This window comes from Paraglaciecola sp., assembly GCF_051252315.1.
In the GTDB taxonomy this organism is placed as follows: Bacteria; Pseudomonadota; Gammaproteobacteria; order Enterobacterales; family Alteromonadaceae; genus Paraglaciecola.
In genome coordinates this window covers 1-24,834 of sequence record NZ_JBPOFP010000033.1, presented here as the reverse complement: position 1 = coordinate 24,834, position 24,834 = coordinate 1, and the positions used below count along the sequence as shown (strand labels likewise).

The 24,834-nt window shown below is 40.2% G+C and carries 19 protein-coding genes; 4 read left to right on the top strand and 15 right to left on the bottom strand.

From position 1 onward, the window contains the following. Positions 1-14 precede the first annotated feature (14 nt). The 14 genes from tssH to rpmE form a co-directional block, all read right to left on the bottom strand. Positions 15-2,645, bottom strand: coding sequence for a type VI secretion system ATPase TssH (gene tssH / locus ACSHXM_RS08590; RefSeq protein WP_435688343.1), 2,631 nt, complete (start codon positions 2,643-2,645; stop codon positions 15-17). A 43-nt stretch (positions 2,646-2,688) separates the two neighbouring features. Beyond that, positions 2,689-3,726: a type VI secretion system baseplate subunit TssG gene (tssG, locus tag ACSHXM_RS08585; RefSeq protein WP_435688342.1), complete on the bottom strand. Its 1,038-nt coding sequence runs from the start codon at positions 3,724-3,726 to the stop codon at positions 2,689-2,691. Then, positions 3,690-5,429 (bottom strand): type VI secretion system baseplate subunit TssF, encoded by a 1,740-nt coding sequence (gene tssF, locus ACSHXM_RS08580; protein ID WP_435688341.1) that lies wholly within the window; start codon positions 5,427-5,429, stop codon positions 3,690-3,692. Before tssF ends, tssG begins: the two co-directional genes overlap by 37 nt. Positions 5,430-5,431: 2 nt before the next feature. Next, complete coding sequence (tssE, locus tag ACSHXM_RS08575; RefSeq protein ID WP_435688340.1) at positions 5,432-5,848, bottom strand: type VI secretion system baseplate subunit TssE; 417 nt, start codon at positions 5,846-5,848, stop codon at positions 5,432-5,434. A gap of 42 nt (positions 5,849-5,890) precedes the next feature. Next, positions 5,891-7,372, bottom strand: a complete 1,482-nt coding sequence (gene tssC / locus ACSHXM_RS08570) for a type VI secretion system contractile sheath large subunit (protein WP_435688339.1) — start codon at positions 7,370-7,372, stop codon at positions 5,891-5,893. A gap of 50 nt (positions 7,373-7,422) precedes the next feature. Next, positions 7,423-7,923, bottom strand: a complete 501-nt coding sequence (gene tssB / locus ACSHXM_RS08565) for a type VI secretion system contractile sheath small subunit (protein ID WP_435688338.1) — start codon at positions 7,921-7,923, stop codon at positions 7,423-7,425. 48 nt (positions 7,924-7,971) lie between these two features. After that, complete coding sequence (gene tssA / locus ACSHXM_RS08560) at positions 7,972-9,588, bottom strand: type VI secretion system protein TssA (protein ID WP_435688337.1); 1,617 nt, start codon at positions 9,586-9,588, stop codon at positions 7,972-7,974. Beyond that, a complete protein-coding gene (gene tagF, locus ACSHXM_RS08555; protein ID WP_435688336.1) occupies positions 9,581-10,252 on the bottom strand; it encodes a type VI secretion system-associated protein TagF in 672 nt (223 codons plus the stop codon). Before tagF ends, tssA begins: the two co-directional genes overlap by 8 nt. A gap of 17 nt (positions 10,253-10,269) precedes the next feature. Further along, on the bottom strand, positions 10,270-13,854 hold the full coding sequence (gene tssM / locus ACSHXM_RS08550; RefSeq protein ID WP_435688335.1) for a type VI secretion system membrane subunit TssM: 3,585 nt from the start codon (positions 13,852-13,854) through the stop codon (positions 10,270-10,272). 28 nt (positions 13,855-13,882) lie between these two features. After that, the gene (gene icmH / locus ACSHXM_RS08545) at positions 13,883-15,256 is read right to left on the bottom strand and encodes a type IVB secretion system protein IcmH/DotU (protein ID WP_435688334.1); all 1,374 of its coding nucleotides are present in this window, start codon (positions 15,254-15,256) and stop codon (positions 13,883-13,885) included. A gap of 2 nt (positions 15,257-15,258) precedes the next feature. Then, complete coding sequence (gene tssK, locus ACSHXM_RS08540; RefSeq protein ID WP_435688333.1) at positions 15,259-16,581, bottom strand: type VI secretion system baseplate subunit TssK; 1,323 nt, start codon at positions 16,579-16,581, stop codon at positions 15,259-15,261. 42 nt (positions 16,582-16,623) lie between these two features. Then, entirely contained in the window at positions 16,624-17,127 is a 504-nt protein-coding gene (gene tssJ, locus ACSHXM_RS08535; protein WP_435688332.1) for a type VI secretion system lipoprotein TssJ, read from the bottom strand. Positions 17,128-17,232: 105 nt separating this feature from the next. Beyond that, the gene (tagH, locus tag ACSHXM_RS08530; protein ID WP_435688331.1) at positions 17,233-18,582 is read right to left on the bottom strand and encodes a type VI secretion system-associated FHA domain protein TagH; all 1,350 of its coding nucleotides are present in this window, start codon (positions 18,580-18,582) and stop codon (positions 17,233-17,235) included. Positions 18,583-19,270: 688 nt separating this feature from the next. Continuing rightward, complete coding sequence (gene rpmE / locus ACSHXM_RS08525; protein ID WP_435688330.1) at positions 19,271-19,483, bottom strand: 50S ribosomal protein L31; 213 nt, start codon at positions 19,481-19,483, stop codon at positions 19,271-19,273. Between the two features lie 197 nt (positions 19,484-19,680). Here rpmE and priA point away from each other — a divergent pair, with 197 nt between their 5' ends. From priA to hslU, 4 genes are all read left to right on the top strand, one after another. Then, positions 19,681-21,861: a primosomal protein N' gene (gene priA, locus ACSHXM_RS08520; protein ID WP_435688329.1), complete on the top strand. Its 2,181-nt coding sequence runs from the start codon at positions 19,681-19,683 to the stop codon at positions 21,859-21,861. A gap of 115 nt (positions 21,862-21,976) precedes the next feature. Then, on the top strand, positions 21,977-22,501 hold the full coding sequence (locus ACSHXM_RS08515; RefSeq protein WP_435688328.1) for an SPOR domain-containing protein: 525 nt from the start codon (positions 21,977-21,979) through the stop codon (positions 22,499-22,501). Positions 22,502-22,675: 174 nt separating this feature from the next. After that, a complete protein-coding gene (gene hslV, locus ACSHXM_RS08510; protein WP_435688327.1) occupies positions 22,676-23,200 on the top strand; it encodes an ATP-dependent protease subunit HslV in 525 nt (174 codons plus the stop codon). A 78-nt stretch (positions 23,201-23,278) separates the two neighbouring features. Next, positions 23,279-24,610 (top strand): HslU--HslV peptidase ATPase subunit, encoded by a 1,332-nt coding sequence (gene hslU, locus ACSHXM_RS08505; RefSeq protein WP_435688326.1) that lies wholly within the window; start codon positions 23,279-23,281, stop codon positions 24,608-24,610. A gap of 57 nt (positions 24,611-24,667) precedes the next feature. Here the strand turns inward: hslU and ACSHXM_RS08500 are convergent, their stop codons facing one another. After that, positions 24,668-24,826, bottom strand: coding sequence for a hypothetical protein (locus tag ACSHXM_RS08500; protein WP_435688357.1), 159 nt, complete (start codon positions 24,824-24,826; stop codon positions 24,668-24,670). Between the last annotated feature and the right edge of the window lie 8 nt (positions 24,827-24,834).

Sequence of the window (24,834 nt, the reverse complement as noted above, 5' to 3'; positions counted from 1 at the left end):
GTGACTACTTATACTTACGAAAAAATATAAGTAAACTCACCTTCCTTACTAATACCAATTTCAAGTTTTGTAGGTTGCACTTCGTCATTCATTCTTTCAAGAATTTGCGTTGAAATTTGAGGTAAAAGCGTTCGATTTACAATGTGGTCGATATTCCTAGCACCTGTTTCTACTTCTTTGCAACGATCTGCTATTTGCGTAATAACGTCGGCATGGTATGTCAATTCCATGTCTTGACTACTACGTAAACGTTTCACTACTTTGTTTAGTTTAAGTTCAACGATGTCTTTTAGCACATCACCCACCAATGGGAAGAATGGCACCACTTGCATTCTAGCCAATAGTGCAGGTTTAAAATGATTACTTAATATAGGTCGAATAGCGTTCGATAAAACGTCAACTGGCGGTCTTTCAGCCCCAGCTCCCATTTGAGTAATCACGTCAGTGGCTAAGTTACTGGTTAAGATGACTATGGTATTACGGAAATCAACCACACGCCCTTCACTGTCTGACAGTACACCTTTATCAAATACTTGATAAAACAAATTCATTACTTCTAAATCAGCTTTTTCCACTTCATCTAACAACACCACTGAGTATGGTCTTTGTCTAACGGCTTCGGTTAACATTCCCCCTTCACCAAAACCAACATAACCAGGAGGCGAACCGATTAAACGAGACACACTATGTTTCTCCTGAAACTCAGACATATTAATGGTTGTCATGAAACGTTCACCACCAAATAATTGGTCGGCTATAGCAAGTGCCATTTCAGTTTTACCTACACCACTTGGTCCGACAAACAGAAAGACTCCTAGTGGCGCTTCAGGGTTTTGCATACCCGCTTTAGCTGAGCGCACTCCTTCATCTAGAGAATTAATGGCGTGATCTTGTCCTTTAACTCGGTTCATCATTTTACCGGCAAATTCCAAAATACTTTTCGACTCATTTTTCACCATGCTGCCTAAAGGCACACCTGTCCAATCAGAGATAACCTGCGCAACGGTTTCTGGACTCGTTTCGTAGTGAACTAACTTTTTGTCTTGCTGCAGTGTTTCTAATTCAGCTACTTTTTCTTCCATCTCTTTAAGAATTGAACTTGTATCAGCCTCTTCTTCTTTGGCTTCTTTTAGCGATGTACGCAAGGTTAATACTTCAAGAGCAAGCTTTTGTTCTTCTAACCATTTAGTGGTGGTGGCTTCGAGATTAGTCTTAATTTCAGCCACTTCTGCATCAAGTTCAGCGATGACACCTGAGTCTTCAATCACACCACTTTGCACATCACGATTCACTGCATCACGCTGTCGTTCAAGCAAGGCAATTCGCTGTTCCATATCTTCGATTGCTGCTGGTTTAGAAGATAAGCTCAACTTAACTCTGGCACTAGCGGTATCTAGAACATCTACGGCTTTGTCTGGCAGTTGGCGTCCTGAAATATAACGAGCCGACATATGAGCCGCTGCTTCCACAGCATCATCACGTACATATACATCATGGGCTTTTTCGTAAATGCCTTTCAGGCCTCTAAGAATGGTGATGGCTTGGTCTGCTGACGGTTCGTCGAGTTTAACCATTTGAAAACGACGAGCAAGGGCAGGATCTTTATCAATATATTTTTTGTACTCAGAATAGGTGGTTGCTGCAATGGTGCGCATTTCTCCGCGCGCCAATGCTGGTTTAAGAATATTAGCCGCATCTCCTGTACCAGCTGCTCCACCAGCACCGATTAAGGTATGCACTTCGTCAATAAACAATATGATTGGTTTAGGTGATGATTTCACTTCTTCCATCACTTGTTTTAAGCGATTCTCAAATTCACCTTTAACACTTGCACCTGCTTGAAGTAATTGTAAATCTAGAGCGACAAGTTCAACTTCTTTAAGGAAGTCTGGTACATCACCATCGGCAATTTTTAACGCCAAACCTTCGACAACTGCACTTTTACCCACACCAGCTTCACCAACAACAATTGGATTGTTTTTACGTCTACGACCAAGAATATCCACCATTTGACGAATTTCGTTGTCACGACAAAATACAGGATCAATTTCTCCGTTACGCGCTGCAGCTGTAAAATTATGCGCAAATTTAGCGAGCGCCGAATCTTCGCTATCAACAGCAGACTCTGCTGTCGCATCTCCGGTAGAAGCGCCGACTGAAGCCGCAGAAGTTTCAGTTGAACTTTCCACGATTTCACTAAACTGATTACGTAAGTCGTCAGCCGATATCCCATCTAACACATCCATATAATCGCCAAATCCATAACGACGTTTATTGGCTAATAATACTGATATGAGTGTGCCCGAACGGATATTACCGTGTCCAAATTCTAATGAGGCCAACACCCACGATTCTTGTATCCATTCAATTAGCAATGAAGAAAATACCGGTTTACCAGGATTTCCACCTTTTAGGTCATCTACAGATTGTTGCAATGCTTTTTGCATGCGGGAAATGTTAATATCGTAGTGATATAAAATAGCTTGGAAATCTTTACTGGCATCTTCGACCAAGGCCAACAAGACATGCTCTATTGAAACTTCATAATGCCCCCTAGAAACACAAATTCCTGCAGCGGCTTCCAATGACCTTTTTGTGTATCCATTCAATTTTGTGATTAACGGTTTCAAATCTATATTCAACATAACGTGTCTCTTATTTTAAGTGTTTGAGAATGTCGGTAACTGCTTAGGTAATATTCCTACCGATAATAATGTGCTTGTTTCCTGCTGGCGGTCTGCCAAGCCAACTCGACCAACCCAGTTTGTTCGTAGATGCTTTTTTTAGTCCTAAAAGGTGGATATCTTGTTCTTGTAATATCAACCCTATGTCGAAAGACAGAGGGTCCTGTAGTAAAAACTTAATGAGTGTAACAAGTTCTTCAAAGTCGTCTTCTGTGGGCAAAAATGCATTAAACCGCTCAAAAGAAAGTGGACCAAGCCACACTCTAAACTTTCCAGCCCGTTCATTTAATTTGCTGCCTATCGTCATATCCATACCGAGAGTAGATTGCTGTTTTCCTAAAAAAACATGCTGTTCTTCAGTAATATTGACTTGTCGCTCAATAAACTCCTCAACACGCACAGGTATCTGACCAAAATAATGTGAAATCATGTGGCTCATCATGGCACCAGAACGACTGCGCATAGTTAACAAACCTAGGTTAGCTAACAATCGGTGCGGACGTTTAAGGGGTAACTGGTCCAAACTCATCACACCACGCAATCCCATTAATGAGAATAACCAATTGGAAACATGGTCATCTAACTCTGGCTTTAGGTGATTAAAGAGTTGATATTTATCGAGTGTTCTATAGTGCAGTGAGATAGCTCTATGATGAAATAGATCAAGGAAATCTCTGCGATTACTTTCGCCATCTGAATCCATGATAATGTCTTCAGTATAGAAAGCTGGCAGGGGTGAAACCGTGCCATACAGCCCCATAAAAGTAACTTCCATCTGAAACTTAATACTGTCTTCAGACTCGAGCATTGTAATTTTTTTAATGTCCGCCGCGGAAAAACCAAGGCTTGCATGAGGTCTAACACGCACGGCTTCTAAATTAATAGGTCCGTTAAAACCAATGCCAATTTTATCCTCAGCCACGCGCTCGCCATGGACATAAACTTCCATTAAGCGTATTGCTTGGTAAAAACTAAATCGCTGAGGGTATTTCTGCAGATCCTCTATTACAGGATAGGCTGCAGGCTCATTTTGAGCGGCCATTGATAGTGTTCTCCACGTTCTTCGCCTATAACTGTTAATTGATGATAAGAATTGATGCTGGCGTATAAACTAAAAAATTCGTTTATTACACTGGCAAACAAGTACATATCACCCTCGGATGTAAAGTTACTTTCTTTTAGAAGCATTTGAATATTCAATCCTCGAATTGGGTGGCCTTTAATTAACCTGTCCCCACTCTCTACCTTGATATCCTTTATACCCTCTAATTTTAAATTGAGCTGCCTTTCTGCGGTTCTGTCCGTCAATGCTTTAAAATCATATGCTGCGATTACTTTTCGTAACATATCTGGATTTGTTAACGTGCTATAACTCAATGACATGTTTGAAATTAACTGCCATTGCAAACCTTCACCTAGCACTGGATAAACAGGTGCAGTTGGCGAAGTAATATTTGTAAAGGTCACAAATTCAGGAGAAGTTGCCGTAGGCACACAGATATCACCGGCTTTTAATTTTTCTGGCAGTTGGCGGTTAGTACAGGTTAATTCTAAAGAAACCGTTTCTTTAGATAGCTTTTGAGACACGTGTTTTTGCCCACCAAATGCGATGTAGGTTTCAAATCCACGATTAACTGTCGACGACTTAAGGCGCTTTTGATAGTGGCCTATGATGTTTTTGTTATTATCGACATGTTCAAATGATGCTGCAGGACTATAAATACGATTATTTGTCATGCCTTGAGAACGACTTTCAACTTTATCAATAGAAAATATATCGAAATGGCTGGAATTACGGCCCGACGGTCGAATACGATATTCCATACTTTGGTGATCAATACGGATAGGATCGGCATCACGGTCAAACAAATTAGTAGCGGGTGTGACATGTAACTTAAACATATTGGGGTTAACCCGAATATGTTCGTCCATTGCTCGTTCAAACGTTAGTTCAACAGTGAATTCGCTGCCTACATTATTCACATCTTTAATATTGGCGATATCAATAAATAGGAATTTTTCTGGTAATACAAAATAATCTTGAAGTAATCGATAACCTTCAAACACATTGTCAGAATAATCAAATAGAGATTCGTCACTCCCAAATCCTACCGGTTTTATCGAATTAGGCGGTAACTGGACATTATCACCGGTTGTAGAAATAGTGGTTTTACTTAAATAGCGCTGCATCCACAAGTACAAAGTCTGTGATATGACAGGATCTGCATTAATAAATAACCTTATTTTCTCGGGTTTTAACTGAGATAAACTTGTGCCTTGTTGTAAATTAAAGGTCAGAGCCAACTTCGAACTTTTTAGGTCTTGCTTCAGCTGCACTTTGCCCACAGTCATCGGCATCATATCAACATCGTAGCAAGTTCTAAATCGACAAGGTGTGCCTTCCACGGGTTTACTATCTAACTCCACACCTCGTTTAATTGTGCGGATACCGTCTAAAACATTAGGTAAAGGTTTAAATTCAATTAGCGACATACTGGGCATAGGGCGCAGATAATGCGGCCACATCATCTCGATCATGCCATGTGTAAGTTCTGGTACTTGATCATTTAAACGCTGAGTTAGACGACCTGATAAAAATGCAAACCCTTCGAGCAATCTCTCTACATCAGGATCACTGCCACGTTCACTTAAAAATGGCGCTAACTGCGGATTTGCCTCACTGAATTCTTTACCTAATTCACGTAAGTAGGTCAATTCGTCCTGAAAATATTTGTTAAAGCTCAAGGCTAATTCCTTATCCGAACTTTGCCACTATCACCAACAATAGTTTCAAAAGTTAACGCGATATCTTGGTCATCTGATTGTATTTTAGCTTTAATCTGGAAATACAATTCAAGAGGATGGTCTGAGTCAGCAACGTGCTGCACGGATACCTCTTTCAATCTAGGTTCATATTTGCGAATGATATCCCTAATAACCGACCGAATAACTTTGATTGCATTAGGAAACTCAGCAACCAAGTCATTAAAATCCGGCATACCATAGTCATCGAGTGTCATGACACTTCCTTGTCGAACATTGAACATATTGCGTAAATGCACAATGATTGACTCGGACGCCTTGCCAACATCAACTTCTAAGGAACGGTTATTAGCAAAATCTGGATCGTCAATCCTTTCGAGTAAGCTCTTTTCATTTATCATAAGATACCTGACAAAGAGTCTTACCCGTCATGATTTAATCCCTTAAGACTTATCAAGCTTACCAACCAAAGAAAGGTCGAAACTTGCGCCCATATACTTGAAGTGAGGACGTACTGACATTGATACTTTGTACCAACCTGGATCGCCATCTACATCATTAACCTCAATACTTGCAGCACGTAAAGGTCGACGACCACGTACTTCAGCAGATGGATTATCTTGATCAGATACAAACTGCTTAATCCAAGTATTTAGCTCTCGGTTAAGATCGCTTTTCTCTTTCCAACTACCAATTTGTTCACGTTGAAGCACTTTGATGTAATGAGCCAAACGACAGGTTACAAACAAATAAGGTAGTTGCGCGCCAAGTTTGTAGTTGGTTTCAGCAGCTTTACCTTCTTCGCTGTTACCAAAGAACTTAGGTTTTTGACATGAGTTTGCGGCAAAGAATGCTGCTTGGTCAGAACCTTTACGCATAGTTAATGAGATAAAGCCTTGTTCAGACATCTCATATTCACGGCGATCTGAAACTAATACTTCCGTTGGAATTTTAGTTTCGATGTCACCCATTGAATCATATGTATGCAAAGGTAAGTCTTCTACTGCACCGCCACTTTGTGGACCGATAATATTTGGACACCAGCGATATTTGGCAAAACTATCCGCTAAACGTGTAGCAAAGGCAAATGAAGCATTCCCCCAAAGATAAGCATCATGTTTATCTCTAACATTCTCTTCATAATTAAACGCTTTAACTGGATTACTCTCTTCACCATAAGGTAAACGTAATAAGAAACGAGGAGCTGTTAGACCAACATATCGCGCATCTTCACTTTCTCTGAAACCTTTCCACTTAGTATACTGTGGACCTTCGAAAAGACTGTCTAAATCTTTAAGACCAGGTAGTTCTTGGTAATCATCAATACCAAAGAATTGAGAGCCTGCAGCCGCAATGAAAGGAGCATGAGACATAGCAGCAACACTTGCAGTGTACTGAAGCAATTGGATATCTTGCGGTCCTGGACCAAAATCATAATTTGCGATCATAGCGCCAATTGGGTTACCACCAAATTGACCATATTCAGAGATATAACAATGTTGATACAGTCCAGATTTAACAACCTCAGGGCTGTCTTCAAAATCTTCTAGTAACTCATCTTTACTTACGCTGAGTAGTTCCAATTTAATGTTTTCACGGAAATTGGTTTTATCTACTACATACTTTAATCCGCGCCATGCAGATTCCAGTTTCTGAACATCTTTATGGTGTAAGATTTCATCCACTTGTACGCTTAACTTTTCGTCTAATGACGATATCATTTGGTCAACGATAGCTTTATTTACTTTTTCACCTTGATTATTAGGTGCAAGCATTTCAGCTATGAGTGCTTCTACACCCTTTTTAGCAACTGAATAACCTTCATCTGAAGGTTTAATCCGCGTTTCAGTCATAATTTGACTTAACAAATCACCTTCAAGTTCGACCGCTTCTGCTTGTTTTGCACTTTCTTTAGTATCAGACATAATATTTCTCCCGATTAAAATAGTTAACTACAACATTAAAAAACAATGTATTAACTATCTTCCCCCCCAGCATTTAGGTTAAGTTCAGCCAACAATTTCTCTCGTGCTTCGTCGTCTGTGAGAGCTTCTTGTAACTTCTTACGAAATGCAGGTACATTACCAAGAGGACCCTTAAGTGCGGTTAACGCTTCACGGAGTTCTAACATCTGATTAAGCTCAGGCACTTGTTTAACTACATTTTCTGGTTCGAAATCTTTCAAAGTATCGAACTTCAAATTCAACGCTAATTCAGCGCCTTCTTCTTCAGTTAACTTGTTATCAACTAATACATCTAGTGACAACTTTTGACCTTCCATTACTTTGTTGAAATTATCTTTATCAACATTGATAGGCGCTCGCTCTTCAATAGGGGTATCATCATTACGCATAGTGTAATCCCCCATCATTAACATTTTAAGTGGAAGTTCGACTTCCTCTTGTGCATCACCTGTTGCAGGTGAGTACTTAATATTTACCCTTTCTTTAGGGGCAACTGAACCTTCTTTAGCCATGGTATTTCCCTTCTACTTTAATTATTAATATTAATTCTCAGCTATAGCTCACTGCTGAGCTTCCAATAACAACGCACTATCAACATCAAGTCGATATATTGTGGATTTACATTCCGCAGCGCGTGCAACACGCTCTTCGGTCATTTCTTTTACAAAATCTATATTGCTATAACAAGCAGATAAACTTTTGGCAATCTGCAACATTGGTGAGTTTTCCCAATCTGTTAGCTTGATGCTAAATAACTGCTTCCAAAGATATTCTAATAATGGAACAGCTAACTTAACATAACCAGTTTTTTCAAAGTACTGTGCATTGGCTATTTGCCACATAAAAGCTGAGCGTTGATCAACTGTCCCAGCCTTGCCTTGCTGCAAAATATCTAAACCTTGCTTAAAGTTGCCTTTGCCTGCAAGTGATAAAGCTTCTTGTAGGCCTGCAGTCCAAGGACTTTGCTCAGAACCACCAGCACCACCGCCTCCACCAGCACTACCAAGCACTTCTTCGTCAATCCAGATACGCGTCATTTCATCTGCAAACAAACTACCTGAACTAAATTTAAGCTCTAGAATACCCGGCATCCTTTGCAAAAATGCAGCCAATGATTGTTGCACTGCTTTTTGCGCATCGGTATGCCCTAGGCCCTGCAAAGCTTGAGCTGCTAGGTAATGCCCCTTAAGCCAAAATAACATATCACAAAACGCCAATTCTATATGCTCTAACACTTCGCTATATGACTTATTGTCCAACAAAGTTTGAATCATTTTTTGTCTATCAGGATCCATTTCTGGCAAGGGTGTTTGGCCATTTTCGTGTGGAGGCAATCGTTCAACTTGCATCCAAATAACTGACCTCAGCAGACTATATGCACCTGGATCGCCAATATTTTTGCGTCTTTTATAATGAGCAACTTGTCGTCCAACATCTTGTACCGATTTAATTGCCGCTTTAACATCTTGCTCACTCCCTAACTCTCCTACGGGTGCTGCTGGAGCGATAGGAATAGCTGCGGCCTTAGGGCTTGATGGAGCAGCTGCCTTAGCTTCTGGTTTTTTAACTTCAGGGGCTGGAGCTGCGGCTTTTTCTTGTTTTTTAGCCTGCTGTTCAACTTCGGCTTTTAATCGATTACGCCATTCTCGTATTGCTCTAACAAGGGTGCCAATAGCCGGCTCGTTGCCGGCCATTTTCTCATCACACACCTGCTGAATATCTAACAAGTGCGAAAGACAATTTTCAAAAGAATCTAAGTCCTTAACCGTTGGCTCTAAAGCGGTAACCAAAGGCTCTGTTTTGTCAGCTAGCCAAGACATTGCGTTTGAACGTGCTTTAGCACGTTTGACTGGCGGAAATAAGTTGTCAAAGTGGGTCTCTAACATGGTTTTAATAATATTAAGACCCGTACCTAAACCTTCTAGACTATGGCTTTTGTACAAACCATGAGCCAAATAACAAGCCACCGCTATATCTTTAGATTTATGCTGTAAAATAGTAGTGGATAAATCGCTTACAACACTCCAGTCAACTACGGTATCTCCGGAAAGAGCCTCAGCCTTGCCTAACTCAGCCACTAACTGTTCGTACTCGGCTTCATATTTTGCGTTGATACCCGTTGGCGCATCTTCACTAATAGGAGTGACGCCAAGGTTTAACATCAGTTCATCATCCATGTTGCCATTCTCCACTTAAGAAATTGCAAAAATCATCTTGAGGAGGTAATCCCGCATAATTTAAAAAGGTCGGTTCGATATTATCTGAACCAGCTGTCCACCAAATACAATCATCATTCATCTTATCCTTGGTCATTGTCGACAAACCAGAAATAACTAAATCGTAAGTATTTATGCCACCATGTTGCCAACCGATTCGCCTTTCCGTCGCCGGCATATTTTTATTTGGAGTTATAATGACCGGGGCTGGATTAGCAGCTAATTCTGATTCAAACACATCTAGATTAAAATCTTGTTCTAAGCCCGATAATGCTAAATCCTCAAGCTTTTCGAACCACTTATCTTGTTCAATCGCAAATTGGTACAAATTAATCTGCTCTGGGACTTCAGCGGCTAATGTAAACGGGAAATGTCTCCCAACGCTATCTACACTTGGAATAACGACACCTACAATGTTGTTTTCTGAAAAAATGCCTTTAGTGAATGCAAAGCGCCAAATTGGGCTAACCAAATAGGTTTGCAACCATCTATCACCAAGCTTAGCTTTACTATTTTCCATACACGCTTGTAACCAACTATCCCAATGTTGAGTGAATTTCCTGTCTAGATGTCTTTGGACAAAATCCCCTTTAGTAGGAACTTTTCCATAAAAGCCAACTGCCATTTAGTTATTTCCTATTTTTATAAGGATTCTGGGCAACTCATCATACGAATTTCGTCATCCATAAATGGGTTAATTACACTTCCTGCATGAAGATCGTATGAGGCGACTAAACCTTTCTCTTTGTACGTCACTGTAAAACTATCACGTGTAGAATTACGGTTAATAACACCTTTATCTATCAGCCTAAACCAAGCCCAAGGTCCGTCAGTACTAAAGCTTCCAGTATTGTCAGAATTTAAGACTTGAATTGAAAATCTAGCTCTGGCTAAACCACCGTTGGGAGGCCATACCATTTGTACATTAGGAGTAGGTCCATGACGATAAACCAAACGTTGGTCACCCAATTCAATTAAACTTTGTTTGGCTCCACGGTCCAATTCTCTTGGTGTAATTCGGAATGTAAATAGAGGTTGTCCCGAACCACTGCTAAAGAACGTTCGACGGATATCACTAGCTCTTTCAAAATAAGCAACGATTTCAGCTGGAATTTCTAACCTAGCGCCTGCGTTATTCACCAATTTCCATGGTTTAACTGTTGTATCTACAAATCCAACTAGATAATTTTTGAAAAACTCATCTAATAAACCGTTAGGCCCAAAGTAGCGGCTAAAGTCACTTAAACTGATGTCGTCTGGGCTATTTGGAGATATAGGGTAACGACTGTCGATAGCCTGCCTGCAAAAGCTAGCAACTGAAGATTGCCAGACTTGATTAAAGCGCATGCGAGAATCACGAACATAAACCATATTACTTTCACGCACTAAGCTATATAGCCACTGCCTGAGTGGTTCTGGCTGCCTATTCGCTTCTAACTGAATACGCCTGATAACACCTTGCATTGACGAATTAGCATCCGCGGTATTCATCCCTAACGTACCAGCATTTATAGTTGCTTCCACTGTACTCAGTGCGATAAATAATTCATTTAAATTGGAAAGCGTTGCTTTAATAGGCGCGGCGACCTCATCACGCTCTCTGAGAATTTCATGCAAGCGAGCAAAATTTCTGTCAACTACAGCTGAGGGATCTTCACTATCGCTGATGATGGCTACGTCTGAAGCCGTATCTAAAAGTGCTGAGACTTTGCTTTTTATGTCGCTAACCCGACTCGTTTCGTCTGTGGCTCCAATTAAGTCTGCTGAAGAGGAAGCCAGTAACGTTTCCTTTCCAACATGCACAAGCAAACTTCTAATGGGTGACATATCAGCAGATAAATCTTTAACTTTTTGAGCGCCATCAGCAAAAGAAGTAAACTTTTCAATATCAACGTCTTTCAAATAGGCATTCCAAACTCGAATATATTCTGCGAAGTACAATTTAGCGACATCATTAAATAGTGCTTCAGTTTGCTCTTCAGACAAATCCTCTCTATTCGACTCTCTAAGTACCCAAGTTTCTTTCGCAGCTTCTTTCGCTAAATCAGGTCCTTGTTCTAAGAACACATCTTTATAACCTGCCAAGGTAAATAAACCAGATACCCCTTTGCTTATCTGTGCGCCACTTTTAAAGCGGAAGTATCGAGCCGCATCTACACCAATTTTATCAACTAAACGCCACTCATTGATTCCGCGGGCTAAATCGCTTCTCTTTATTTCACCGTATACTCGTTGAGCTAAACTTTGTTTAGCCAAAGTAAAACGCACTTTTTCTACTAAATTGGCTTGAAGTGGCACAGGTTGGATCTCGTCAGCTAATAATGCTTGGAGATGACCCACAACTTCTTTACGCACTTTATCATTCGCTGTACCTGGTAATTGGTTTGCCCAATCGGTTGTCACCCATATAGACACTTCTTCAGGGTCATATCGACCTGGATGACCTACCATTAGGTAAACTTTTAGTGCTGCATATAAAAACTCACCTCGATTACTTCTGTTATTATCAGCCAGTTGTTTTTCGAGTCTTTTTATGACTCTTGGTAGCAACACATTATTCAGAGCCCGCTTATAGGCGTCTATCGCCACAGGACCAATTTTGTCACCTTGATAAAGGCCTAAACTAGTTAATAATGGAGGACTGTTTTCAAGATCTACGTAACCACCAGGAATGTTTCTGAGCATATTTAAGTAAGGTAAAATTTCAGTGATTTCACCGCCACTATCAACTAGGTTTTGCGAGACATTTTCATAAGTGGAAATATTTTGTTCAACGTCGGCAATGTACGTTTGATTGCGATTATAACTTGTTACCCAGCCCAGAATGATTAGCACAGTAACTATCGCAGCACCGGCATAACCAAAACGCTCAATTACCGGGCGATGTTTAGCAAAGAACCCTGTTTCCGTAACCAGTCCTGCTTCTTTAAATATGACATGTTTCAATAAGTTGGTTAGAAAGTAACTACGTCCAGGTCCGCTATAAGAAGGCATGGCTTGCTGGCTCAATCCAAAGGCACGCGAGACGGTACCTATTAGCCTATCAATTGGCGTACCTTCTTGGGTACCACTAGAGAAATACACTCCTCTTAATAAACTTTTTTCTTCATAAAGTGTAGGCGCAAATATTTCACCTACAAAATCGTGCATAGCACCTTTAAGGGAAGCAATTTGTTCTGGGAAGCCTTGTAAGAGCGCGCGTCTATTGACATCATGTTCTGATTGAATACGTCCTAATAATTTTGCATCTAAGCGGGAAATTAAGGCGTCAAACTCGGCATCAAATGTCTCTACTAGTTTGTCTGCCTTATCTGACACTTCCAGAGAAAAGGTTGTTCCCCAAATCTGTTCACGTTCTTTCTTACCTAAGTCGTCAAAAAATGCGCTAAACCCTTCCAATAGATCCATCTTAGTAAATACCACATAAACGGGAACCTGAACCTTGAGGGATTCACTTAACTCGCCTAAGCGTTTGCGTACTGCTAATGCGTGTAACTTTCTGGTTTCTGCACTTTGACCAATTAAATCTGTGATACTAAACGCTACTATCACACCATCTAGAGGCCTACGACCTCGGTAGTTTTTTAATAAAGATAAAAATCCAGTCCACGCTTCGCGATCAACCAGTTCATCACTGTCTTGCGTGGTATAACGGCCAGCGGTATCTAACATAACCGCCTCATTGGTAAACCACCAATCACAGTTACGTGTGCCGCCCACTCCTTTCACTGGTTCTGAGCCAAACCCTTCTTGTAATGGAAAATTTAATCCAGAGTTTTGTAAAGCAGTGGTTTTTCCTGCACCAGGTGGTCCAATAATCACATACCAAGGCAGTTGATAAAGGTATTTACGATTGCCTTTACCGCCTAACTTTAATTTTTTGAGGGTCTGTAAGGCTTGCTGAAAACGGTCTTGTAGTACTGAAACTTCTTCTTCAGAAGCAGATTGAGCATAGTCAGTTTTGGGTGACGTTCCTGTCAGGTTATCGATGATATTTTGGTTCGTTCGTTTCTGTTTTACGACTTTATAAATATTGATTCCGGCCCAGGTTAAAATAACCAAAATAATAAAAATAATACGTACCGTAGGGTCGCCTAATGGCATCCAGCTGCCAAAAGATAATAACTGCCCTATGTACCAAATAAACAGGCACAAACAGACGATACCCAAAACTGACAAAAACCAGCGATTGGTAAAAAAACCAAATATTTTTTTCAAAATTGCCATGTTTTTTTATGTTCCCGTAACAGCTAAATTAGTAAGACTTGACGTATAACTCGATACGTCGATTTTTTTCTCTGCCCTCGGCAGTTTCATTAGAGGCTACTGGATTAGAGTCAGCCTTTCCTTGTGCGACCAATTTGTCTTTATCCATACCAGCATTGATTAATACTTTCACGATGGCTTTTGCTCTCTCATCTGACAAATGCCAATTAGAAGGAAAACGCAACGTTCTGATTTTCTGGCTGTCCGAATGGCCAGAAACGATAAAAGGTCCCGGTAAACCTAAAAGCACGTTTGCTAATTTTCGCAACATATCAACATGTGACGACGAAACAGTTGCGCTACCCGAACCAAACAATCCTTTATTATGAATAACAATTTTCACACCAAAATCTTGCGGCTCGACAGTAATTTTATTTCGAGAAATTTCCTCACTTAAAAAGTCACTCAACTTACGACTAAGTTGTGGAATATCGACACTCGAAACGGCCGGATCGACTAAAGGTTTAAATGGTTTATCCTGCCTAGATTTAACCATTTGAGGCACTTCTCTACCTAACTTGCCTATTTCAGTAAATGCGTTATCTGATTGGTCATTTAAACTGAAGAAAAAGCCCATGTAACTTAATACCAAAATTCCACTTAACACGGCACCAACTACCCACCATGGAATTAATTTAGCAACTGCGGGGCGACCATCAGAGACGCCCTGCCAATGCAACGATAGTTCTGGCTCGGGTTCTGGTTTTATTTCACGAATAGTTCGATACAGTCCGTGAGTAATTTTTTCTAGTGCAGCCCTTCCATTATCTTGAACAGCAAACTTACCTTGGAACCCTAAACATAAACAGATGTGCATTAGCTCTAACATGTCCAAATTTTGCGAAGAAAAATCAGATTTTTGAGCCAACATTTGGAAAAATTTTTCGCCCCCTGAAGTATCATTATGTAATGCACTCAGCAAACTCCGCAAACTCCAGACACTGCCATGTCCCCAAGGTGTATTAAGTACCATTTCATCGATAAAAGCACATAAAATATAACGTGACTCATAGGCTACATCTGGCGCTACACCTTGGTTTATGCAATTTTTTTCATAGTGTTTCATTAACCCGGTTACATGACCCAACAAACCATCAATATCACTATGTTGCGCGGTATTCCGTAATTGTCTTGCGAGTGAAAAAATCATTGCCGCTGAATTAATAAGATGATTTTGCCCAGAACTACCCACCATTTTTAAAGAAAGCTCTTCACTTTCTGTCGGTTTAGGTGCTGACTGAGGAGCGTATACAGGAGGTGCACTCATTGGAGCAGGAGTTGGATTAGCTGCTCCTGCGTCTTTATCTCGACGTCTGCCCGGTGAGGGCATAATTACCGTTCTATCTAAATCATCATTACTCATGGTTATTGCCTCACAGCCCAAAAGGTCATATCAAGTCCTGGGTATTGCCCTGCGATATGCATCGCTAGATTGCCGGTTGCCAAAATATCTTGCCAAGCAGCACTGCTGACATCAAATTGAAAATAAGTGGTATCTGCATGGAATGGTATTTGTCTTGGAGCGGCAGGTAGGGCATTAACACCCACTCCTGGTAAAGCTTTATTAATTAATTGCGCAATTTTTTCGACGGCGCCCACTTTTAAATGGCCAGGTAAACTAGAGCGCAACGTTTCATCAGGCATATCAGACCGAACGGCAAGAACAAACATAGCTTTCTTAAGCATTTCTTTGTTGCCAATCATAGCGGTACGAATACCATATTGATTCGGAGAAGATAAGTCGATTTGTGTTGCCGCTTGCTCTAACACTGTGCTCATTGCAGAACGTAATGCATGGATCACTGGTGCAAATGTTTCTTTCAAAGCATCTTGTTTGTATTCTGAAAATATTGGAGGGCGTCTTTCTTTGCTTGTAAATGTAGAGAGTTCACCGGCGATTTGAATGAAATGTTGGTAAAGCACTTCTGGATGTAAGTCTGGTAAGCTGACTAAATGATGGATTAGGGGCTCAATTCTATTAATGGCCTGCAATAACAAAAATGCAGATATCTCAGTACTACTTCTCCCGGTTCCCGAAACATTTCCAGCTAAGCTTTGCGCACGTTGATGCAACATGCCTTCAACTTCAACTAACATACCTCTTAAGAGTGGTTGTTCGTTACAAGCAAGAGAAGGAGGAATAAAATCCTGATCAACCAAAACGTTGCGGTCTGCTCCTACCTCTACGATTCTAGCAACAGCTAAAGATTGATATGCATCCAATTCTTCATTTTCTAACATGAGAACAAAACGTGCAGTACCAATTTGCAACTGCGCAAGCTCCCCAGCTTGGTCCGTGTTGTCTTTTACATTTGAACTCGACACTCTATATCTTACATGCTGGTCTTCTTCAGATTCACTAAACTCGCAAGTACTAGACTTAGACACAGGCAAACAAAGATATAAAAATTGCTCTCTTGTACCCTCTGGCAAATCCAAAATGAGGTCTTTATCTTCAATGTTAAAGGCTAAACCATCAGGTAATATTCCCTGACATTTACGTAAGGCTAACTTCCCAACCTTAAGCAGATCTTGGTCTATCTCAAGTTTACTAAATCCCCAACGGTAACTTTGCAAGCCTTGGCTTGAAGTATTAATCCGACTATTAAAAAAACGGTCTTGTTGTTGAAAATGTTGTGGACGAAGAAACATTCCTTCGCTCCAAACTACTCTATCATTACTCGCCATTACGCAATCTCATGGTTGTCAATTGGGGGGTCAAACAAGACTTTACTTAGTCGTTATTTTCAATTCATTGTTACTTAACGTGATATTCAGCTTAAGATCTTCATCAGGTGTGATTTCAATAACACGTCGCCAAACCGAATTATTAATATCTCGGTAAGCAGCCATAACTCCCAGATAACGAGTTTGCTCAGACAATTGATTATCAGTCTTTAAGGTTTCGCCTGGTTGTAATAACCAATCCTTGTGAGATACATAATCAGCAGCCAATTCACCAGCCCCTGTATCGTACAAAGCAAAAAAGTCAGCATTAACAAACGCCGAATTAGATTTTAATTCGTAGACTCTGAATAAGATTGGAGAAGGTCGGCCGTTCAAATCGGGGTTAACGTTATCTGAAGTTATCACAGAAAATTCTGCATTGGTTATAACAGTAAATACGTCTTTTACCGCACTAGTTGTTGCTCCGCAACTCACTAACAAAATGGCAAAGAAACCTAAGCTAAACGACTTCCAATACTTGGATATTTTTTGTGTTAATAAATGCATTCTTTAATTACCCTATAATAACGAATTCATTAAAGGCCTTTCAGCCTGCTTTTTATAATACTTGCTAGTTATAGCCTCTTTTAAACACTGTGTATGCTTGTTCTACTAATTATCTTTTTGTTTTTGGATTTGTTGGTCGTAAGCTTTAGCAAACTCTCTACCAAATAGACTCTGAAAATCTTCTTCTGCCTCAGACTGAATATTGTTATACAAAACAACAAACTCATCCCAAAACTTACTTTTTTGTCCACCAAGGATTTTTTTCATGCCACCCGCTTGTTTGCCCGCATGATCTATTTGGCTAGGATCGAAACGCTGTAAGATGCCTTTTAACGCACTTTGCATACCGCTAAGTACAGCAACCTGATGTGCTCTAATATCATCAAACGCTTCACCAAATGCGGCTTCCGCAGTCATATAGCCATGACCTCGCTTATTAATAAGAGCCAACATGGCTTCTTCTACATTTAACGAGAATTTTAGTGGGTTATTTTCAGTAGGTCTGATCATGGTTTGAGCCAATCGAAACTCACTTTTAATATCACCTCGAGCGGCCAATACACCAATTAACCCTGAGGTTATATTTTTAAACAAACCACCGAGTTCAGTCATCAATTGTTCTTCATCAACCGACAATTGTAGTTGAGGATCAAGACCAGCCCCATTAAGGAAAGCCTGCATTAAATTAGTACTACTTGAACTAGCTTGCTGTGGATAAGGGTTAGCGACTGGTGGTGGATCAGCTCGATATTCTGGTGACGGTGTTGGTGTTGGTGTTGGTGTTGGTGTTGGTGTTGGTGCAATCATATCGGGCACCAATGGCTCTTGAGCCTGTTGTGGTGTTACGCCTTCATTTTGTACTGGTATTGGATCACTAACATCATCACTCCCCCAATCATCAGGAATGCTAAATCCGACAGATGGTGCATCATAGTGAGATTGAGCAAAATCTGGTACATCCACGGCTTGCTCATTTATTTGCGGCTCTGGTATAGCGGCCGGCGGCGCGCTAGGTTCAAGCATTGATTTCCAATCACTACTGTCAGGCTCAACAGAAATAGGAGGCGGTGGAGGGGGAACATCTGGTGCTACCATTTCTGGAATCGGGGTTTGGATTGGCGCCTGCTCTTGAATATTATTTTCAACTACCACAGCAACTTCATAATCACCAAATCGAATACTATCACCATTTTGAATAACAACAGTGTTACCCCGACCTAAAGCTTGAGTAGAAGCATTGACAAAAACACCATTAGTGCTGCTATCTGTCAGCACGTAACTGCTTCCTTGAGCTTCAAACATACAATGCATTTTTGACAAGATACGGTCAGGATCAGACAAACTCCAATCATTTGAAGGATCACGACCAATAGAGAGTTTTCCAGTATCTAACATTTTAGTTACTGGTTGATGGCTATCATCCTTTTGATAACTTTTAATCTGCAGAGTTAACACAAATACTGTCCATTCTATTTAAAACATTAGACATCAACTGACAATTAAAAATACCAGCTGATAAAATAAGAAAAGAATTATGCCCCAGTTTTACAACCCATTATTTCATTAAAGAAGACTATTCGTCTCTCCAGAAATTAAAAATATCAAATGCGGTTTGCATCATATATAGAATGATTAATCAATGGCAGCAGGGTTTTCATAATCGCATTTCAACAATGATTGTTAGCATATATAATCGTACTTACATTACAAGTTAAATACCCGATTTTTATAGTAATTGTAAAGATTTTCCTAAGGCATAAAAGAACCAACACAAATAAGGTTTGTAACACAAACTTTCCATTTCACCTCATTTTTCAAGGTTATTTTAGATAGTGTCAGTACTTCGATAACTGGGCTATATCGTTTTCTGTTCTTAAATTATTCAACACCGCACTATTTAAAGCGAGTATTCACAAATACCTTTCAATAACCAACATCAAGCTTTGATTGATCTCGCCTTATATATTTTTTTATTGATAAAGCGTTGAGTGGAAAACAAGTAAATGAAACTATAGATACAAGTTTGCCGTGACGAGTACTGATAATGAAACCAATAAATCAAACTTTGGCCAGGTTATTTTTTCCCACAAAAAAAGGCGCTGAATTAGCGCCTTTTTGATGTCTTTTCAGACTACAAATCGAATTACTTCTTAGAAAGACCAGCAAAACGTTTGTTAAATTTATCAACACGACCACCAGTGTCAACGTTACGTTGCTTACCAGTATAGAAAGGGTGGCAAGAAGAACATACGTCTAAGTTGATGTCTTTTTTCAAAGTAGAACGTACTTTGATTACATTTCCGCAAGAACAGCTTGCAGACATTTCTTGATAATCAGGATGGATATCTTGTTTCATGGGTTACCTTATTCGTCAGGCCGCATCGCTATTCAACCCGAAGTTGAACACCATACGAAAATTAAATTAAAAAGCTTTGTGGCTTGCCGCAAAGTGGCGCGCATATTAATGTATGGTGCTTGGGCGATCAAGAGTTTTGTTGTTTTTATCGCCATTTACTCCAATTTCAGCTTAATAAACAGGTTTTTCCTCACCCGATGTCAATAATTAGTGTTGCTCTTCCCATCCCTAAACGCCGGCTATTCGATTATTTGGCGGATGATAAAATCCCTAAAATTGGTGCTAGGGTGAGCGTTTCATTTGGTCCTCGTAAACTGATTGGGGTGGTATGGGAAATCAATCAAACCTCTGATTGGGATGAAAACAAGTTAAAAAAAATCCAAGACATTATTGACGATGAACCAATATTTGACGCCATACAACATAAACTTTGTACCTGGTTAGCACAGTATTATAAACACCCAATTGGTGACGTTGTTCAAAGTGCTATGCCAGTAGCTCTTAGAAAAGGCGAATCAAGCGAAGCCAAACCAACTGTTTACTTTACTTTAACTGACTCGGGAGAATCGCTGGATTTGGGCACCCTATCCCGCGCGCCTAAGCAACAAGTCATATTAGAAAACTTACGTAAAACAAAGTTAACTAAGTCTAAGGTAATAAGTGACTTTAGCGCCTCAGCAATTAAAGCGTTATCCCAAAAAGAGTACATTACAGAGGTATCTGTGGTAAGTGCTCATGACACCAGTTGGCTGGACAATATTGTTTTACAAGACAAACCCGTAGCCAATGTGGAACAAGCAATAGCAATTAGTAGTATTGAAGCTAAACAAGCACAATACGCTTGTTTTTTATTGGATGGCATAACCGGCAGTGGTAAAACTGAGGTGTATTTACAAGCCATTGAGCCCGTTTTAAAACAAGGTAAACAGGTTCTAATTTTAGTACCTGAAATTGGCCTCACCCCACAAACTGTTCACAGGTTTAAATATAGGTTTGGGATTGATGTGGGTATTTTGCACTCTGGGTTAACCAATAATGAAAGGTTACAAGTTTGGCAAAAAAGTAAAAATGGGGAACTAGGAATAATCATAGGAACTCGTTCGGCCATATTTACCCCAATGAAAAATCCCGGTTTATTGATTGTAGATGAAGAGCATGATGCATCCTATAAACAACAAGATGGATTGAGATACCATGCAAGAGATTTAGCCGTTGTACGAGCTCATGCTGAAAACATTCCTCTCGTGCTGGGAACTGCTACACCCGCACTAGAAACCCTAAACAATGCAGTATCGGGCAAATATCATCATTTGATACTTCAACAACGCGCTGGTAATGCCTCTGTAGCAAGCCAACAAGTTTTTGATATCCGCCAACAACCTTTACAGTTTGGCATTGCTCAAGGCATGTTAGATCGCATTCAACAACATTTAGAACAAGGCAGCCAAGTCATGTTGTTTATCAACAGGCGGGGTTATGCTCCAGCACTAATGTGCCACCAATGTGGCTATGTAGAACAATGTACACGTTGTAATAAACCTTTTACCTTACACAGCCAATTAAATAAGTTGCAATGCCATCATTGCGGTTGCGCTAGATCTATTCCACAGCAATGCAACCAGTGCCATTCAAATGAATTAAATGCCATGGGTGTGGGAACTGAGCAACTAGAACTTGGTTTAACCAAATATTTTCCTAATTACAGCAATATTCGAATTGATAGTGATAGTGCCAGAGGCAAAAGTAAGTTAGATAAGATGCTTAACAGTATCAATAATAATGAACATCAAATATTAATTGGTACCCAAATATTATCTAAAGGCCATCATTTCCCTAATGTCACATTAGTGCTGATTTTAGATATAGACGGAGCCTTGTTTAGTGCCGATTTTCGCGCTGCTGAAAACCTGGCACAACTCATTACTCAACTCTCAGGAAGAGCGGGGAGAGCCGAAAAGCCCGGTGAAATGTGGTTACAAACACATGATCCTGGTCACCCTTTGTTACAAGATCTAATCAACAATGGCTACGCTCACTTTGCTAAATACGCACTATTAGAGCGCAAAACTGCGCAGTTGCCACCTTACACCTTTCAAGCCTTGTTTAAGGCTCAAGCACTCTATGCCAAAGATGCACATGCATTTTTACAAAACATCGCTGATTTGTTCAGCCAATACCAAGACGTTTGGTGCTTGGGCCCTATTCCAGCATTAATGGAAAAACGTCAGGGCCAATATCGAATGCAATTATTACTACAAGCCAATCAACGCAGTGCATTGCAATATGCCCTTGGCCAAGAAGTAAACAAGATAGAAACTTTGTTTTTAGCCAATAAAGTACGTTGGTCTCTTGATATCGATCCTCAAGATTTTTCTTAATTTCGGTAATTTTTGTAAAGACAACTCAAAACCATACAAATAGTTATTTACTCGAGACTTAGCCAAGGTAAGATTGTCGTCTTAAAATTTTGTAGTAACTGGAAGTCTTTTTACAATGGCCCAAAAAGATTATGTAGCCCGAGGGCGAAGTAAAAAACAGGCGCCTCCCCCGCCTAGTCGTTCGATCCCATGGATACGCTTAATCATTACTTGCGGTTTAGTCGCTGGATTTAGCTATTTTCTATGGAGCCTTAAAGAAAATGCTCCAGAACAGGCGATTATTGCGCAAACACAAACCTCTGCAAAAGCCGCAGATGAATTACCAGATATTCCTGAAGAGGAATGGGAGTTTATCAAAAGTTTGCCTGAGTTCACCGTCGAAATTGAAAGCAAGCAGCAAGATCAACCCGTCATCTTAAGATTAATGCAATGTGGCTCGTTTAGAAAAGAATCACAAGCTCAAGAGCTAAAAGCTCGAATAGCATTTCAAGGTTTAGAAGCGCAGGTAAGAACCAAAAGTGGCCGCTGGTACCGAGTGATTTTGGGCCCATACCAGAACAAACGTTTAGCTGAAAAAGATCGCCATACCTTACAAAGAGCTAAAATTAACGGCTGTAAAATTTGGAACTGGAATTTGTAATACGGAGGAGCGAACAGAGCTCCTCACTAAATTTTCGATGAAATTAGGCTACACCTTGAAAACGGCACTTTGCTCCCCAGATCTAGGTCATAACGCGCACTTCGCTTTGTTTTTTACAACTAATTGCGCTCTAGTTGGCAGCTAAGCTGCCCAGTCTTAATTTAAGGAATTTTAGTGACTACTATCGTATCTGTACGTCGTAATAATCAAGTTGTAATCGCCGGAGACGGACAAGTTTCGTTAGGCAATACCGTAATGAAAGGTAACGCCAAGAAAGTTCGCCGATTATACAATAACAAGGTATTGGCTGGATTTGCCGGTGGCACAGCAGATGCATTTACTCTTTTCGAACGGTTTGAATCAAAATTAGAAATTCATCAAGGTAACCTCACCCGAGCTGCGGTAGAAATGGCCAAAGACTGGCGTACTGACCGCATGTTAAGGAAGTTAGAAGCATTATTAGCCGTTGCAGATGAAACCGCGTCTTTTATCATCACTGGAAACGGTGACGTTGTTCAGCCAGAAAACGATTTAATTGCCATTGGTTCTGGTGGTAACTTTGCTCAATCTGCCGCTATGGCTTTATTAGATAATACTGAGTTAACCGCTCAAGAAATTGCCGAAAAAAGTCTGACAATTGCTGGTGATATTTGTGTATTTACTAATCACAGTCAAACTATCGAGACAATTGATTACTAACATTCGTTTACAAAAAATTATTAAGCCAACTCAACTATGCATTTACGAAAGTTGGCAATCCAAACAAAAGGTTTAAATATGTCAGAAATGACCCCCAGAGAAATCGTCCACGAATTAGATAGCCATATCATTGGTCAACAAGATGCCAAAAGAGCTGTCTCTATAGCACTTAGAAATCGCTGGCGTAGAATGCAACTGGAACCTGAATTGCGTCAAGAAGTAACACCTAAAAATATATTGATGATAGGTCCAACAGGCGTAGGTAAAACCGAAATCGCTCGCCGCTTAGCTAAGCTTGCCAACGCACCTTTCATCAAAGTCGAAGCCACTAAATTTACTGAGGTAGGTTATGTGGGAAAAGAAGTCGAAACGATTATTCGCGACTTAGCCGACATTGCCGTAAAGATGACTAAAGAACAAGCCACAAGCAAGGTTAAATTTAGAGCGGAAGAAGCGGCAGAAGAAAGAATATTGGATGCTTTATTACCTCCACCAGAAAACGCTTTTGGAGAGAAAGAAGAAGCTCAAGACAGCGGGACTAGACAAATTTTTCGTAAGAAATTACGAGAAGGTAAACTAGACGATAAAGAAATTGAATTAGATGTAGCTGCACCTCAAGTAGGTGTGGAAATCATGGCTCCTCCTGGTATGGAAGAAATGACAAATCAGCTACAAGGTATGTTTCAAAACTTATCAGGTAAAGAAAAGAAGAAGAAAAAGCTAAAAGTAAAAGATGCTGTTAAATTGTTGGTTGATGAAGAAGCAGCAAAACTTGTCAATCAAGAAGATTTAAAGGCCACAGCTATAGAATCATTAGAACAAAATGGCATTGTCTTCATTGATGAAATCGACAAAATCTGTAAGCGCGAAGGCAACACAAGTGGTGGCGATGTTTCTCGAGAAGGCGTTCAAAGAGACTTATTACCACTAGTTGAGGGTTCAACAGTATCAACCAAACACGGCATGGTAAAAACTGATCATATTTTGTTTGTCGCTTCAGGCGCCTTCCAGATGAGTAAACCTTCTGACTTGATCCCAGAATTACAAGGTCGTTTACCTATTCGTGTGGAACTTGAAGCATTAACCGCTCATGATTTTGTCAGAATATTAACTGAGCCAAATGCATCTTTAACTGAACAATACGTTGCGCTACTCAAAACCGAAGGGGTGTCAGTGAGCTTTACGCAAGATGGTATTGAGCGTATTGCAAACGCTGCTTGGCAAGTCAATGAACGCACAGAAAATATTGGCGCTAGACGTTTACACACTGTGATGGAAAAGTTAATGGAAGAAATTTCATATGACGCTTCTGAAAAGGCAGGAGAAACGTTAGAAGTGAACGCCGAGTATGTTAATTCCCATCTAGACATGCTTGTAGAAGATGAAGATTTGAGTCGCTTTATTTTATAATAAAGTCCTCAACATACGCCGCTTATTTAGAATAAAAATAAGCGGCTGTTTCAAATATTAACCCTCGATTAAATCTCCGAATTGAAATCTATTTCCAGCATGGTATAGCCTAGCGTAACTCACGATCCCTTTATTAGAACTAATTTTTCTTGAGACTTTAATACATGCTTGGTTATCAGGAATTTGCAACACAGCAGCCAATTTTGAATTAGGCAGTATTGCTT